Below are 14,611 nucleotides of genomic sequence, written 5' to 3'. Positions count from 1 at the left end.
CGCACCGGGACCGCCGGCCGGGCCCGGGCCCCGGCTTCGCACTCCCGGCTCCGGAGACCGCGCCGGCCCCCGTCCCCGACGCGCCGGAACCATGAGGTGTCCATGCCGCGTCCCCGAGCGTGCGCGGCCCGGCGCCGCGCTCCCGCCCCGACGAGGAGACCGGTATGAGCAACCCCTACGCCCAGCACCCGCCGCAGCCGCAGCCGCCGCAGCCCCGGCGGCGCTCCGGAGGGTGCCTCCAGGGGCTGGTGTCCCTCGCGGTGATCCTCGGCCTCGGCTTCGCGGCCTCGCAGATCTTCGGCGACGACGACTCCTCGTCGTCCCGGCCCTCCTCGTCCTCGTCCTCCGCCTCCGACGGGCAGGGCGGCTCCTGGAAGGTGGGCGACTGCGGCGGCCCGGACCCCGAGAACCGTCCCGACGGCTACCGGGCCTTCGACTGCGACGACTCCGGCGCGACCTTCAAGGCGCTGGAGATCCAGGACGCGAGCATCCTGCCCGACTCGGTCCAGTGCCCGGCCGGCACCGACCTGATCATCCAGGTCTCCATCTCCTACGGTTCCTCGAACAAGGGCGGCGGCATCCCGACCAACACGGTCTGCGGCCGCAACCTGTCCGGCGAGCACCCCGGCGACGCGGGCGCCGGCGGCGGCCAGCTGGTCAAGGGCGACTGCGTCACCTCGACCGCCCAGGAGGTCGCCTGCGCCTCCGGCGGTGCGGGCACCTACAAGGTGCTCGACCTCGTCAAGGGCAAGGAGAGCTGCCCGGCGGGCACCACCGAGCCGATGGAGCTGCTGATGGCCATCGGCCGCCCCTACGACACCATCTGCGCCGCCAAGGCCTGAGCACGGCCTCGGCACGGCCCGAGCACCGGCCCGGGCAGTGCCGTCCGGGCCCGCGGCCCCGGACGACGGCGCGGGGCCCGGCACCTCACCGGTGCCGGGCCCCGCGCCGCGGGCGCGCTACACCCAGGTGTCGAGCCACATCCGGTTGCGCCACTCCTCCATCGGGATCGGCTGCCCGGTGTAGATCGGATAGAAGTAGATGAAGTTCCACACGATCAGGAGCACCAGCACCCCCGCGCCGATCGCGCCCACCGCGCGGCGGCGTTCGTCGGAGCCGGGCGGGCCGAGGATCGCGCCGATCATCATGGCGACGGCCAGGCAGAGGAACGGCACGAACACGACCGCGTAGAAGAGGAAGATCGTGCGCTCCTGGTAGTGCAGCCACGGGAGCCAGCCCGCCAGGAAGGCGCAGAGGATGGCGCCCGCCCGCCAGTCGCGGCGGAACAGCCACCGCCACGCCACGTAGAGCAGGGCGAAGCAGGCGGCCCACCACAGCAGCGGGGTGCCGAGCGCCAGCACCTCGGCGGCGCACTTGTCGGCCGTGCCCGCCGGGCAGCCGCCGGTGCCCGCGGACGGGTCCTCGTAGAAGTACGAGACCGGCCGGCCGACCACCAGCCAGCTCCATGGGTTCGACTCGTACGTGTGCCCGTCCGTGAGCCCCACGTGGAACGTGTAGACCTGCGACTCGTAGTGCCACAGGCTGCGCCACCAGTCCGGGAACAGCCAGCCCCACGCGCTGTCCTGCCCGGCGCCGGTGCTCGCCCACTGGCGGTGGTAGCCCTTGCCGGTGACGATCCAGCCCGTCCACGACGCCACGTAGGTGGCGATCGCGACGGGGACCGTGGAGACGAACGCGGGGAACAGGTCCCGCCTCAGCACCGCCGAGTACGGCCGGACCGCGCCCGCGGTGCGCCGGGTGCCGACGTCCCACAGGACGCTCATCACGCAGAACGCGGCCATCACGTACAGGCCGTTCCACTTGGTGCCCGCCGCCAGGCCCAGCAGCACGCCCGCCGTCAGCCGCCACGGGCGCCAGCCGAAGCGCAGCGTCGCCGCGATCCCCGCGTCGGGCCGCAGCACCCCTTCCGGATCCTCCGGCAGTGCCGCGGCCATGCGCCGCCGGGTCCAGTCGCGGTCCAGGAGCAGCGCCCCGAAGGCGGCCAGGACGAAGAACATCAGCACCAGGTCGAGCAGCGCGGTGCGGCTCATCACGAAGTGGAGCCCGTCCACGGCCAGCAGCAGCCCGGCGAGGCACCCGAGGAACGTGGAGCGGAACAGCCGGCGGCCGATGCGGCACAGCATCAGCACCGACAGGGTGCCGAGCACGGCCACCATGAAGCGCCAGCCGAACGGCGTGAAGTCGAACAGCTTCTCGCCGATGCCGATGATCCACTTGCCGACCGGCGGGTGCACCACGTAGCCCGGATCGACGGGCGCCGCCACGGCCGAGGCGTCCTGGAGGATCCGCTTGTCGACGTCCTTCGGCCAACTGCCCTCGTAGCCCTGGTTGATGAGCGCCCAGGCGTCCTTGGCGTAGTACGTCTCGTCGAATATCACCGCGTGCGGCCTGCCCAGGTTCCAGAACCGCAGCAGCCCCGCGACGAGCGCGACGAGCAGCGGACCGGCCCAGGCGGAGAGCCGCAGCAGGACGTCCGCGTCGGCGCGCCTGATGCCGAGCACCGGCCACAGTCCGCCGGAGGGACGCGTGTACGGAGGCACGAGGCGTTCGCGCAGGCCGATCACCGGCCGGGGCGTGTAGCCGAACCGGCGCAGGCGCTGGAGCCGGCCGGGCGGCTGCGGGGCTTCCTTGCCCTCGGAGCCCTCGTAGGTGGGAGGCGCGGTACTGGTCACCGCGCCATCGTAGGGAACACGGCTGTGCGAGTGGTGCCTCCCGTCCTGGGAGGATGGGGATTGTGACTGGAACACCCGGAACGCTCGTCCTCGCAGGCACCCCCATCGGCGACGTCGCGGACGCGCCGCCCCGGCTCGCCGCCGAGCTGGCGGACGCCGACATCGTCGCCGCCGAGGACACCCGGCGGCTGCGCCGGCTCACCCAGGCCCTCGGTGTGCACATCGGCGGGCGCGTCGTGTCCTACTTCGAGGGCAACGAGACCGCGCGCACGCCCGAACTCGTCGAGGCGCTCGCCGGCGGGGCCCGGGTGCTGCTGGTCACCGACGCCGGGATGCCGTCCGTGTCCGACCCCGGCTACCGGCTCGTCGCGGCCGCCGTCGAGCAGGACATCAGGGTCACGGCCGTCCCCGGTCCCTCCGCCGTGCTCACCGCGCTCGCGCTCTCCGGGCTCCCCGTCGACCGCTTCTGCTTCGAGGGGTTCCTGCCCCGCAAGGCCGGCGAGCGTCTCGCCCGGCTGCGCGAGGCCGGACAGGAGCGCCGCACGCTCGTGTACTTCGAGGCCCCGCACCGGCTCGACGACACCCTCGCCGCGATGGCCGAGGTCTTCGGCGCCGACCGGCGCGCCGCCGTCTGCCGCGAGTTGACCAAGACCTACGAGGAGGTCAAGCGGGGCGGTCTCGGCGACCTCGCCCGCTGGGCGGCCGAGGGAGTGCGGGGGGAGATCACCGTCGTCGTCGAGGGCGCGCCCGAAGCCGGCCCCGCCGAACTCGACGCCGACGAGCTGGTGCGCAGGGTGCGGGTGCGCGAGGAGGCGGGCGAGCGGCGCAAGGAGGCCATCGCGGCGGTCGCCGCCGACACCGGCCTGCCCAAGCGCGAGGTCTTCGACGCGGTCGTCGCGGCGAAGAACGCCGAGCGGGCGGGCGGCGCCGCGGGCGCGTGACGGCGCGCGACGGGGCCCCGGTGCGGGGCCGGTGGCCGGGGCACGCGGCGCTTCGGTGCGGGGCCGCCGACGGGGCGGGCGGGGCACGCGGGGCGGGCGGGGAAGCGCGGGACGGGGCTCGGATCCGCGGAGGGACGGCGCCTCGGTAAAGCCCTGTCGTGAAAAGGCAAAGGGCAGACCGCGTCCCGGCCCGTTTGTGCATGGGAATGCCCAAGGCCGCACCATTTATCGACCCGCGCTGATGCGCTCCCGCCGAAACGGGCGTCCACTGGAAATCGGTGGAGAGGAGCTGGCATGAGTGAGATCACCGACGCCGCGAAAGTCCATGAGGCGTACGCCTTCGCCTGCATGCGCTGCGGGTACGGCTGGGAGCAGTCCTACGAGATCGAGCACCACACCGACAACCACGGCGGGGAATTCGTCGTCTACACGGCCGACGGGAAGCGGGTCCCGTCCCCGTTGTCGAGCCCGACCTGCCTCAACTGCGGCGGCCACGTCGTGCGGATCATGCGCGCCGGACAGGTCTCCTCGGTGCTCGGCCTGATGGCACAGGCCTCCGCGCACGGACGCCACCGCAGGAAGTCCGGGGGTGGCGCGTCCCACGAGGGCGCGGGCGACGGCGACGCCGCGACCGGGGGCTCGACGCGGTCGGACGCGACGCCGTCCGAGCCGCACCACTGGCACCTGTCCGACCTGCTGCGCCCTTTCCACCACCGCAGGTGAGCGGAGCCCGGGGCGCCTCGTAGGATCGCGCCCATGAGCTCGAAGTCCGCACCCCCGCCGCTGCCCGAACCGCTCGGGGTGGCGGTCGCCGATTCGCACACCCACCTGGACATGCAGGAGGGCACCGTCGAGGAGGCCCTCGCACGGGCCGCCGCCGTCGGTGTCACCACCGTCGTCCAGGTGGGCTGCGACCTGTCGGGCTCCCGCTGGGCCGCCGAGACCGCCGCCGCGCACCCGCAGGTGCACGCGGCGGTCGCCCTGCACCCCAACGAGGCCCCGCGGATCGTGCTCGGCGACCCCGACGGCTGGTCGCGCCAGGGCGCCCGGGAGGCCGGCGGCGACGCCGCCCTCGACGACGCGCTCGCCGAGATCGACCGGCTCGCCGCGCTCGACGAGGTCAAGGCGGTCGGGGAGACCGGGCTCGACACGTTCCGCACCGGGCCAGAGGGAATGGCCGCGCAGGAGCGGTCCTTCCGCGCCCATATCGAGATCGCCAAACGCCGCGGAAAAGCACTGGTGATCCACGACCGGGAGGCGCACGCGGACGTGCTGCGCATTCTCGACGAGGAGGGCGCACCGGAACGCACGGTGTTCCACTGCTATTCCGGTGACGCGGAAATGGCGGAGATCTGTGCGGCCAAGGGGTATTTCATGTCCTTCGCCGGCAACGTGACCTTCAAGAACGCGCAGCCGCTGCGCGACGCGCTCGCCGTCGCCCCCGCGGAACTGGTCCTCGTCGAGACCGACGCCCCCTTCCTGACCCCCGCCCCCTACCGGGGCCGGCCGAACGCGCCCTATCTGATCCCCGTGACGCTCCGCGCCATGGCCGTGGTCAGAGGCGTCGACGAGGACACCCTGGCGGCAGCGATCGCCGCCAACACCGCGCGCGCTTTCGGGTACTGACCGGATCGGGCGACCTTCCGGCCGCCACGCCACGCTGGGTGACCGTCCGGCTTGGGAGAGTGGCCGCCGCTCCGCTACTGTCCGGTGCCCACTGGGTGTCCGATCGGCCGGCGGAGCGTCGTGAGCAGAGCGCAGGGCAGTCACCGTGCCGCCGACGCGGGCGGTGCGCGGGAGAGCGGACACGGCGTCCTGTACGACGCGGTCCACCGGAGCGGGCCGGGCGGGGGCCGGGCGCCGACCGTCGTGGACACCCGCCTCGCCGACACGATCCTCGCCGGCACCCTGCTCCCCCCGGCCGTCCCGGCCCCGGGCCCGGCACCCGACGCGGCCGGCGCCCGGCCCGGCCGCCGCACGGCCCCCGGGCCGCCGCCCACCGTCGTCGACGCCCGCCTCGCCCAGGCGTACGCGCCGACGCTGCCGTACGTCGATATGAAGGGCGCCGGCGCCACGGGCCCGGCCCTGCCCCGGCCGGGCGCCCCGGCCGCCGCGACCGGCGGACGCGCCCAGGCGCGCAGGGCCGCCCGGCGGCGCAGGACCGCGCCCAGCGCGGAGAACCTGCGCCGGCTCGTGCCGCGGGCCCTGGTCGTCGCCTTCCTCGCCGGCGGGACCGCCGCGTTCGTCGGCGCCGACAAGGCGGTGCGGCTCACCGTCGACGGCGAGCCCCGCACCCTGCACACCTTCGCCGACGACGTCGCGGAACTCCTCGACGACGAGGACGTGCGCATCGGCCCGCACGACGTCGTCGCCCCCGGTCCGCACACCGGCCTCGACAGCGGCGACGAGATCGTCGTCCGCCACGGACGCCCCCTCGTCCTCACCCTCGACGGCCACCGGCGCACGGTGTGGACGACCGCGGAGACCGTCGACGGGGCGCTGCGGCAACTCGGCGTACGGGCGACGGGCGCCTACCTGTCCGTCTCCCGTTCGACGGCCATCGGCCGCACCGGCCTCACCGTGGACATGCGCACCGAACGCTCGGTGACCTTCATGGCCGACGGCCGCGAGCACACCGTCCGCACCAACGCCCCCACCGTGCGGGAGGCCCTCGCGGGCGCCGGCATCACGCTGCGCGGGCAGGACACGACGTCCGTGCCGCCGGACAGCTTCCCCCGCGACGGCCAGACGATCACCGTGCTGCGTGTCACCGACGGCCGCCGGACCACGGACGAGCCCGTCCCCCACGCCGTCGAGCGCACCCGGGACGCCTCGCTGTTCGCCGGCACCGAGGTCGTCGACCAGCAGGGCGTACCCGGGATCCGCCGGGTCACGTACGCCCTGCGCACCGTCAACGGGGTCCGGCAGAAACCCCGCAGACTCTACGAGGAGATCGTGCGCGAGCCCGTCACCGAACGGATCAGGGTCGGCACCCGCAGGCCGCCGGACTCGGTCGCGGGGGCCGACGGGCTGGACTGGGGCGCCCTCGCGCAGTGCGAGTCCGGCGGCCGGCCGGGCGCCGTCGACCCCTCGGGGACCTACGGCGGGCTCTACCAGTTCGACGCCGGCACCTGGCGCTCGCTGGGCGGCAGCGGCCGCCCGGAGGACGCGCCCGCGGCGGAGCAGACGTACCGGGCGAAGAAGCTCTACGTGCAGCGGGGGGCGAGTCCCTGGCCCCACTGCGGCCGCAGGCTGTAGCGGCGCGGCCGTAGGCTGCAGTGGTGCGGCCGTAGGCTGTAGCGGTGAGCACCACTGATCCCGACGCACTCCTCGGCCCCGCCGACATCCGCGAACTGGCCGCCGCGCTGGGGGTACGCCCCACCAAGCAGCGCGGCCAGAACTTCGTCATCGACGCCAACACGGTCCGCCGGATCGTGCGCACCGCCGCCGTCGCACCCGACGACGTGGTCGTCGAGGTCGGCCCCGGACTCGGCTCGCTGACCCTCGCGCTGCTGGAGGCCGCCGACCGGGTCGTCGCGGTCGAGATCGACGACGTGCTCGCCGCCGCGCTCCCCGCCACCGTCGCGGCGCGCCTGCCCGGGCGGGCGGAGCGGTTCTCGCTCGTCCACTCCGACGCCATGCACGTCCAGGAACTGCCCGGCCCGGCGCCGACCGCGCTGGTCGCGAACCTGCCGTACAACGTGGCCGTCCCGGTCCTGCTGCACATGCTGGACCGCTTCCCGACGATCGAACGCACCCTGGTGATGGTGCAGGCCGAGGTCGCCGACCGCCTCGCCGCCGTCCCCGGGAACAAGGTCTACGGCGTGCCCTCCGTGAAGGCCAACTGGTACGCCGACGTCAAGCGCGCCGGATCCATCGGGCGCAACGTGTTCTGGCCCGCGCCCAACGTGGACTCCGGGCTGGTGTCCCTGGTGCGCCGCACGTCGCCGGTGGAGACGACCGCCACGAAGGCGGACGTCTTCGCCGTCGTCGACGCCGCGTTCGCGCAGCGGCGCAAGACGCTGCGGGCCGCGCTGGCCGGCTGGGCCGGGTCACCGGCGGCCGCGGAGGCCGCGCTCGTCGCGGCCGGTGTGTCGCCGCAGGCGCGCGGCGAGTCCCTGACGGTGGAACAGTTCGCGAGGATCGCGGAGGCACGGCAGTGAGCGTCACGGTACGGGTACCGGCCAAGGTCAACGTGCAGCTGGCGGTGGGCGGCGTCCGCCCCGACGGCTACCACGACCTCGCCAACGTCTTCCTCGCGGTCGGGCTGTACGACGAGGTGACCGTGGAGCGGGCCGGCTCGCTCACCGTCACCTGCGACGGACCGGACGCCGGCCAGGTGCCCCTGGACCGCACCAACCTCGCCGCCCGCGCCGCCGAACTCCTCGCCGCACGCCACGGCATCGCGCCCGACGTGCACATCCACATCGCCAAGGACATCCCCGTCGCCGGAGGCATGGCCGGCGGCTCGGCCGACGGTGCGGGCGCGCTGCTCGCCTGCGACGCGCTGTGGGGGCTCGGCTCCTCGCGCGCCGAACTCCTCGCGATCTGCGCGGAGCTGGGGTCGGACGTCCCCTTCAGCCTGGTCGGCGGGGCGGCCCTCGGCACCGGGCGCGGGGAGCACCTCACGGAGCTGGAGGTGGGCGGGACGTTCCACTGGGTCTTCGCGATGGCCGACGGAGGGCTGTCGACGCCGGTCGTGTTCGGCGAGTTCGACCGGCTCACCGAGGGCGTGGCCGTCCCGGAGCCCGCCGCCTCGCCCGCCCTGCTCGACGCACTGCGCACCGGTGACACGGTGGCGCTGGCCGGCGCGCTCGTCAACGACCTCCAGCCCGCGGCGCTCTCGCTGCGGCCCGCGCTGGGCGCGACGCTCGACGCGGGGACGGCGGCGGGGGCGCTCGCCGCGCTCGTCTCCGGGTCCGGGCCGACGACCGCGTTCCTGGTGAAGGACGCGGAGGCGGCGCGGGGGGTGGCCGAGGCGCTGGTCGCGTCGGGGACGTGCCGGGCCGCGCGGGTGGCGGCGGGGCCGGCGGCGGGGGCGCGGGTGGTTTCCGGGGGGTAGGGGGCGGTGGGTGGGGGTGGTGCGCCTGCGGCGGGCCTTTCCCCACCCCGCCCCTTCCCGTAACCGGGGCTCCGCCCCGGACCCCGTTTTCCGGGGCTCCGCCCCGGGCCCCGCGCCTCAAGCGCCGGCGGGGCTGGGTTTCCCCCGGGCCCCGCGCCCCAGCGCCGGTGGGGCCGGACCCCGCGCCTCAAGCGCCGGCGGGGCTGGAGTTCCGCGGGGCGGGGTTCCCCGGGCCGGCATGGTCGTCCGCCGGTGTGCCCCGGGACGTACTCAGGTGCGGGTGAGTAGCAGCGCCCTGACCGCGGCGGGCCGCGGGCGGCAGGGTGGCGGGCATGGCATCGACTGTGCGGGCGCTCGCCGAGCGCACCCCCGAGAACCGTGACCGGTACGTCGACCTGCTGCGGGTCGCCTCGCTGGCGACCGTCGTCGCGGGGCACTGGCTGATGGCGGCCGTGACCGGCGACGGGGTCGGCAACCTGCTGGCGGTCGTGCCCGAGCTGCAGCTGCTCACCTGGGTGTTCCAGGTGATGCCGGTGTTCTTCTTCGTGGGCGGGTTCTCGCACGCCCTGTCCTACCGGTCGCTCGGGCGCCGTCATCCGGAGCGGGCCGTGTACTCGGCGTTCCTGCGGGGGCGGTTGCAGCGGCTGCTGCAGCCGACGATGGCGTTCGTGCTGGTCTGGGGGGCGCTCGCGCTCGTCGTGCAACTGCTCGGCGGGGGCGGCGGGATGACCGGGGTGGCGCTGCGGCTGGTGACGCAGCCGCTGTGGTTCATCGGGATCTACCTCGCGATGGTGGCGTTCACCCCGGCGCTGCTGCGCCTGCACGAGCGCTGGGGGTGGGGCGCGTTCGGCGTGCTCGCCGGGGGCGCGGTCCTCGTGGACGTGCTGCGGTTCGCGTGCGGGGTGCCGTTCGTGGAGTTCCTGAACTTCGCGTTCGTCTGGCTCGCCGTCCACCAGCTGGGCTTCCTGCGGGCCGACGGCCGCATCCGGATGCCCTCGCTGCTCGCGGGGGCCGGGCTCGCCGCGGCGGCGGCGCTCGTCGCCTTCGGGCCGTACCCGCTGTCCATGGTCGGCATGCCGGGGGAGAAGGTCTCCAACATGGCCCCGCCGACGCTGGCGCTGCTCTGCCACGGCCTGTGGCTCGTCGGCGCGGTCGAGCTGCTCAGGCGGCCCGGCGGCCGGCTGGTGGCGAGGGCCGGGGTCTGGCGGGCGGTGGTCGCCGCCAACGGGATCGCCATGACGGCCTTCCTGTGGCATCTGACGGCCATGCTCGGCGTGTACGGGGCGATGATCGCGGCCGGGTTCACGCTGCCGGAGCCCGCGTCCGCGGCCTGGTGGGCGCAGACACCGGTGCGGATCGCGGCGGCGGCGGCGGTGACCGCGCTGCTGGTCGCCGTCTTCCGCCGGTTCGAACGGCCGGGCGGCGCGGCCGCGGCCCCGGCGCCGGGCACCGGCCCGATCGCGGCCGTCGGGATCACCCTCTGCCTGTTCGGTGTCCTCGGGCTGTCCATGGTCGGCTTCGGCGGGCTGCTGGAGGGCAGGACGGCGCTGCTGATCGCGGTGCACGTCAGCGCGCCCGCCGCCGTCGTCATGGCGCTGGGCGGATGGCTGCTGGTGGAGCGGGCGGGCCGGGGGCGGCGGCCGCTCGCCGCCATGCCCGGACGGGGCGGCCCCGCCTGACAAGTAGGCTGGGACGTCGATCGTTCCCCCGGGCAGGAGAGTAATGGCCGTCAACCTGGTCAATGTCGAGGCGGTCAGCAAGGTGTACGGCACCCGTGCCCTGCTGGACTCCGTCTCCCTCGGCGTGTCCGAGGGGGACAGGATCGGCGTCGTCGGCCGCAACGGCGACGGCAAGACCACCCTGATCCGCATGCTGGCCAAGCTGGAGGAGCCGGACACCGGCCGGGTCACCCAGAGCGGCGGACTGCGGCTCGGCGTGCTCACGCAGCACGACTCGCTCGACCCCGCGGCCACCATCCGGCACGAGGTCATCGGCGACCTCGCCGACCACGAGTGGGCGGGCGACGCCAAGATCCGCGACGTGCTGACCGGGCTGTTCGACGGGCTGGACCTGTCCCAGTTCCCGCAGGGCCTCGACACGGTGATCGGCCCGCTGTCCGGCGGTGAGCGCCGCCGCATCGCGCTGGCCAAGCTGCTCATCGCCGAGCAGGACCTGATCGTCCTCGACGAGCCGACCAACCACCTCGACGTGGAAGGCATCTCCTGGCTGGCGCAGCACCTGCGCAACCGCCGCTCGGCGCTGGTCTGCGTCACCCACGACCGCTGGTTCCTCGACCAGGTCTGCACCCGCATGTGGGACGTGCAGCGCGGCGACGTGTACGAGTACGAGGGCGGCTACAGCGACTACGTCTTCGCCCGCGCCGAGCGCGAGCGCATCGCCGCGACGGAGGAGTCCAAGCGGCAGAACCTGATGCGCAAGGAGCTCGCCTGGCTGCGGCGCGGCGCTCCCGCCCGCACGTCGAAGCCCCGCTACCGCATCGAGGCGGCGAACGAGCTGATCGCCGACGTGCCGCCGCCGCGTGACACGTCCGAGCTGATGAAGTTCGCCTCCGCCCGGCTCGGCAAGACCGTCCTCGACCTGGAGGACGTGACCGTCCAGGCCGGCCCCAAGGTGCTGTTGCAGCACGTGACCTGGCAGCTCGGGCCGGGCGACCGGATCGGCCTGGTCGGCGTCAACGGCGCCGGCAAGACCTCGCTGCTGCGCGCGCTCGCCGACGCGTCCGACAGCGACGGGGAGCGGCAGCCGGTGGCCGGCCGCGTCGTGGTCGGCAAGACGGTGCGCCTGGCCTACCTGTCGCAGGACGTGACGGAACTGCCGCCGGCCCTGCGGGTGCTGGAGGCCGTGCAGCAGGTGCGCGACCGGGTCGACCTCGGCAAGGGCCGGGAGATGACCGCCGGGCAGCTGTGCGAGCAGTTCGGCTTCGGCAAGGAGAAGCAGTGGACGCCGGTCGGCGACCTCTCCGGTGGTGAGCGGCGCAGGCTCCAGCTGCTGCGGCTGCTGATGGACGAGCCGAACGTGCTCTTCCTCGACGAGCCGACCAACGACCTCGACATCGAGACCCTGACCCAGCTGGAGGACCTGCTCGACGGCTGGCCCGGCTCCATGATCGTGATCTCCCACGACCGGTTCTTCATCGAGCGCACGACGGACCGGACGTTCGCGCTGCTCGGCGACGGCGCGCTGCGGATGCTGCCGCGGGGCATCGACGAGTACCTGGAGCGCCGGGCGCGCATGGTGGAGGCCGCCGCGCCCGCCCCGGCGCCCGCCGCGTCCGCCGGAGCGAAGGAGAAGCCGGCGGCCGACGCCCGTGCGGCGAAGAAGGAATTGCAGCGGATCGAGCGGCAGCTCGACAAGATCGCCGGTAAGGAGTCCACACTCCACACGCAAATCGCCGATAACGCCACGGATTTCGAGAAAGTGGCGAAACTGGATGCGCAGCTCCGCGAACTCGTCGGCGAACGCGAAGAGTTGGAAATGCGGTGGCTGGAGCTGGCAGAGGACGCGTAGTTCCGGCCGTGCGCGCCATCGGTGAGGAAGCCGTGGAAAGCGCGTAACAACCGCATCACGGCCCGGTCCTCCCTTGGGAACAGCGGAGGACCGGACCCGTTCTGCCTCGCGCATGAATGGTAGAAAGAAAACGCGCCCTGCCCCGGTCGGCCGAAAGTCGGCGGACCCGAGGGAACGGTCCGGCCGAATCCGCGACGCACCGCGCCCGTGCCGCGGACGCCGGAACGACGGGTGCACGGGGGCCGTCGGGGGAGTTCCCTGGGGCAACCGCGCCGGGCGCGGCGGACAGGGGATACGGGGGGAGGCGCCGATGCACCAGCTGCCTGTTCGGTCACGGCCGACCTCGGCCCCGACCCCGCCCGTGTCTGCGGCGCCCGCGCCGGGTGCCCGCCGCCTCGTGGCCGGCCCGCCCCGCGCCGCCTGCCGCGCCGGGGCCCGTGCGCCTCGGCCCCCTGCCTCGTCCCCGTGCGGACTCCGCCGGTTCCTCCCCGCACCGCCGCGCCGCGGCGTACCGCGCGGCGCCGGGGTCCACGGGCTCCGCACACCACCGCCTGCCGGCGGATGAACGCGGTCCGGTCCGACCGGACACCACGACTCCTCACCCCATCCGACCACACACGAGGTAGTACGCCATGACACAGCCGCCGCCGGGCTTCGGAGCACCCCAGGACCCGCAGGGCGTCCCGCAGCCGCCCGCCCAGCCGCCCCAGATGCCGCCGGCACCGCCCACGCCGCCGGCGGGCGCGCCCGGCTACGGCTACCCGCAGCAGGGCCAGCCCGGCCCGTACGGCCAGCAGCCCGGTCCGTACGCGCAGCAGCCGGGGCCGTACGCGCAGCAGCCCGGCCCGTACGGGCAGCAGCCGGGGTACACCAACTACCCGACGCAGCCCCAGTACCCGGGCGCCCCCACCCCGCCCTCCGGCGGCGGCCCGGGCGGTTTCCTCAAGGGCAAGCCGGGCGTCATCGTGGCCGGGGCGGTCGCGGCGCTGCTCGTCGTCGGCGGCGGCACGTACGTCGTGCTCAGCGGTGACGACAAGGACGACAAGCCGACGGTGAGCAAGTCCAGCGAGGCCCCGAAGCCGACCGGTTCACCGAGCGTGGACCAGGGCGACGGCAAGGGCGACGGCGGCGGCGAGGGCGCCGAGGACCTCAACGCGGGCCGCAAGGACGGCGAGTCGAAGGTCCTCTTCCTCAACACCAACGACGTCGACCTGCCGCGCAACGGCGCCGAGGTCTTCGGCCTGTGGACCGTGGGCGACACCGTGGTCAAGGCCATGCACCGGGAGATCGCCGGGTACTCGACGTCCGACGGCAGCAAGAAGTGGAGCGTCCCGGTCAGCACCAAGGTGTGCTCGGCCCCGGTGAACGCCTCCGCCGACGGCCGGATCGTCTTCGGCATCGAGGACGGCCTCACCGAGAAGGCCAAGTGCAACGACCTCCAGATGGTCGACCTCAAGACCGGCAAGGCGGGCTGGAAGAAGTCCATCCCCAAGCCCACCGGAGCCTTCGCGTCGCTGGCCGACTACACCCTCTCCATCAGCGGCGACACCCTCGCGGTGGGCGGCACGGGCAGCTCCTACGGCTTCTCCCTCGCCGACGGCAAGCAGCTGTTCACCGGCCCCACCGAGGGCTGCAAGCCGTTCGCCTTCGCCGGCGGGCCGAAGCTGCTGGCCGGGGCGTCCTGCCCGACCAGCGACTACGACAAGCCCAAGCATCAGCTCCAGGAGCTCGACCCGGCCACCGGCAAGGTGAAGTGGTCGTACAACACCCCCGAGGGCTGGGAGATCGACAAGGTCTACTCGTCGAGCCCGCTGGTCGTCTCCCTCACGCAGCGCGAGCCGAAGAAGTGGTCGATCATCGCGCTGACCGACGCGGGCAAGCTCCGCGCGACGATCGACGGCGGCAAGGACAAGTTCGCCCCCCGCTGCGGCGGCGCGTTCGTGGTCTTCGGCCAGAACCTCGAGGGCTGCACCGGCGTCGCGGCCGACGCCCAGAACTTCTACATGTCCACGGACACCGGATACGGCAACGCCAACGAGGTCGTCGCGTTCAGCCTCGCGACCGGCAAGGCGGCCTGGCGCTCCAAGGCCCCCGCCGAGCGGGAGATGACGCCGCTGCGCATCGAGGGCGGCAAGCTCCTCGTCTACATGGGCGCCCGCTACGACCAGGGCGGCACGCTCGCGACGATCGCCCCGTCCGGCGGCGCGCCGGCGACGGTGCTGCAGAACCCCGCGTCCACCTCGCAGATCGAGAGCTCCTTCTACTCGCCGAAGATGGCCTACACCGACGGCCGTTTCTTCATCGCCAGCGGGCGGGTGAGCGCCGGCAACGACGAGGAGGAGAAGAAGACGAAGACCATGATGGGCTTCGGCCAGTGATCACCCCCG

11 protein-coding genes are annotated in these 14,611 nt (G+C 74.0%); 10 read left to right on the top strand and 1 reads right to left on the bottom strand.

The annotated features are described in order from the left end of the window. Positions 1-164: 164 nt before the first annotated feature. Entirely contained in the window at positions 165-842 is a 678-nt protein-coding gene (locus tag IAG43_RS12855; RefSeq protein ID WP_246574270.1) for a hypothetical protein, read from the top strand. 117 nt (positions 843-959) lie between these two features. Here the strand turns inward: IAG43_RS12855 and IAG43_RS12850 are convergent, their stop codons facing one another. Continuing rightward, positions 960-2,693 carry a dolichyl-phosphate-mannose--protein mannosyltransferase gene (locus IAG43_RS12850; protein WP_187740894.1) on the bottom strand — a complete coding sequence of 578 codons (1,734 nt, stop codon included), beginning with the start codon at positions 2,691-2,693 and terminating at the stop codon, positions 960-962. A 53-nt stretch (positions 2,694-2,746) separates the two neighbouring features. On the opposite strand from IAG43_RS12850, the gene rsmI reads away from it, so the two are divergent. The 9 genes from rsmI to IAG43_RS12805 all read left to right on the top strand — a co-directional run bounded on the left by rsmI (position 2,747) and on the right by IAG43_RS12805 (position 14,602). Continuing rightward, complete coding sequence (gene rsmI / locus IAG43_RS12845) at positions 2,747-3,634, top strand: 16S rRNA (cytidine(1402)-2'-O)-methyltransferase (RefSeq protein WP_187740893.1); 888 nt, start codon at positions 2,747-2,749, stop codon at positions 3,632-3,634. A gap of 294 nt (positions 3,635-3,928) precedes the next feature. After that, complete coding sequence (locus IAG43_RS12840; protein ID WP_187740892.1) at positions 3,929-4,357, top strand: hypothetical protein; 429 nt, start codon at positions 3,929-3,931, stop codon at positions 4,355-4,357. A 33-nt stretch (positions 4,358-4,390) separates the two neighbouring features. After that, a complete protein-coding gene (locus IAG43_RS12835; protein ID WP_187740891.1) occupies positions 4,391-5,260 on the top strand; it encodes a TatD family hydrolase in 870 nt (289 codons plus the stop codon). A 429-nt stretch (positions 5,261-5,689) separates the two neighbouring features. Beyond that, positions 5,690-6,892 carry a resuscitation-promoting factor gene (locus IAG43_RS12830; RefSeq protein WP_187744423.1) on the top strand — a complete coding sequence of 401 codons (1,203 nt, stop codon included), beginning with the start codon at positions 5,690-5,692 and terminating at the stop codon, positions 6,890-6,892. 44 nt (positions 6,893-6,936) lie between these two features. Continuing rightward, positions 6,937-7,797: a 16S rRNA (adenine(1518)-N(6)/adenine(1519)-N(6))-dimethyltransferase RsmA gene (gene rsmA, locus IAG43_RS12825; protein ID WP_187740890.1), complete on the top strand. Its 861-nt coding sequence runs from the start codon at positions 6,937-6,939 to the stop codon at positions 7,795-7,797. Further along, entirely contained in the window at positions 7,794-8,696 is a 903-nt protein-coding gene (locus tag IAG43_RS12820; protein WP_187740889.1) for a 4-(cytidine 5'-diphospho)-2-C-methyl-D-erythritol kinase, read from the top strand. The genes rsmA and IAG43_RS12820 overlap by 4 nt, the downstream gene beginning before the upstream one ends. 332 nt (positions 8,697-9,028) lie before the next feature. Next, a complete protein-coding gene (locus IAG43_RS12815) occupies positions 9,029-10,375 on the top strand; it encodes an acyltransferase family protein (protein WP_187740888.1) in 1,347 nt (448 codons plus the stop codon). Between the two features lie 43 nt (positions 10,376-10,418). Beyond that, positions 10,419-12,224: an ABC-F family ATP-binding cassette domain-containing protein gene (locus tag IAG43_RS12810; protein WP_187740887.1), complete on the top strand. Its 1,806-nt coding sequence runs from the start codon at positions 10,419-10,421 to the stop codon at positions 12,222-12,224. A gap of 632 nt (positions 12,225-12,856) precedes the next feature. Continuing rightward, positions 12,857-14,602: an outer membrane protein assembly factor BamB family protein gene (locus IAG43_RS12805; RefSeq protein WP_187740886.1), complete on the top strand. Its 1,746-nt coding sequence runs from the start codon at positions 12,857-12,859 to the stop codon at positions 14,600-14,602. Positions 14,603-14,611 lie beyond the last annotated feature (9 nt).

It is taken from the genome of Streptomyces genisteinicus (genome assembly GCF_014489615.1).
GTDB classification, from domain to species: domain Bacteria; phylum Actinomycetota; class Actinomycetes; order Streptomycetales; family Streptomycetaceae; genus Streptomyces; species Streptomyces genisteinicus.
This window is presented reverse-complemented; position numbering and strand designations above follow the sequence as displayed.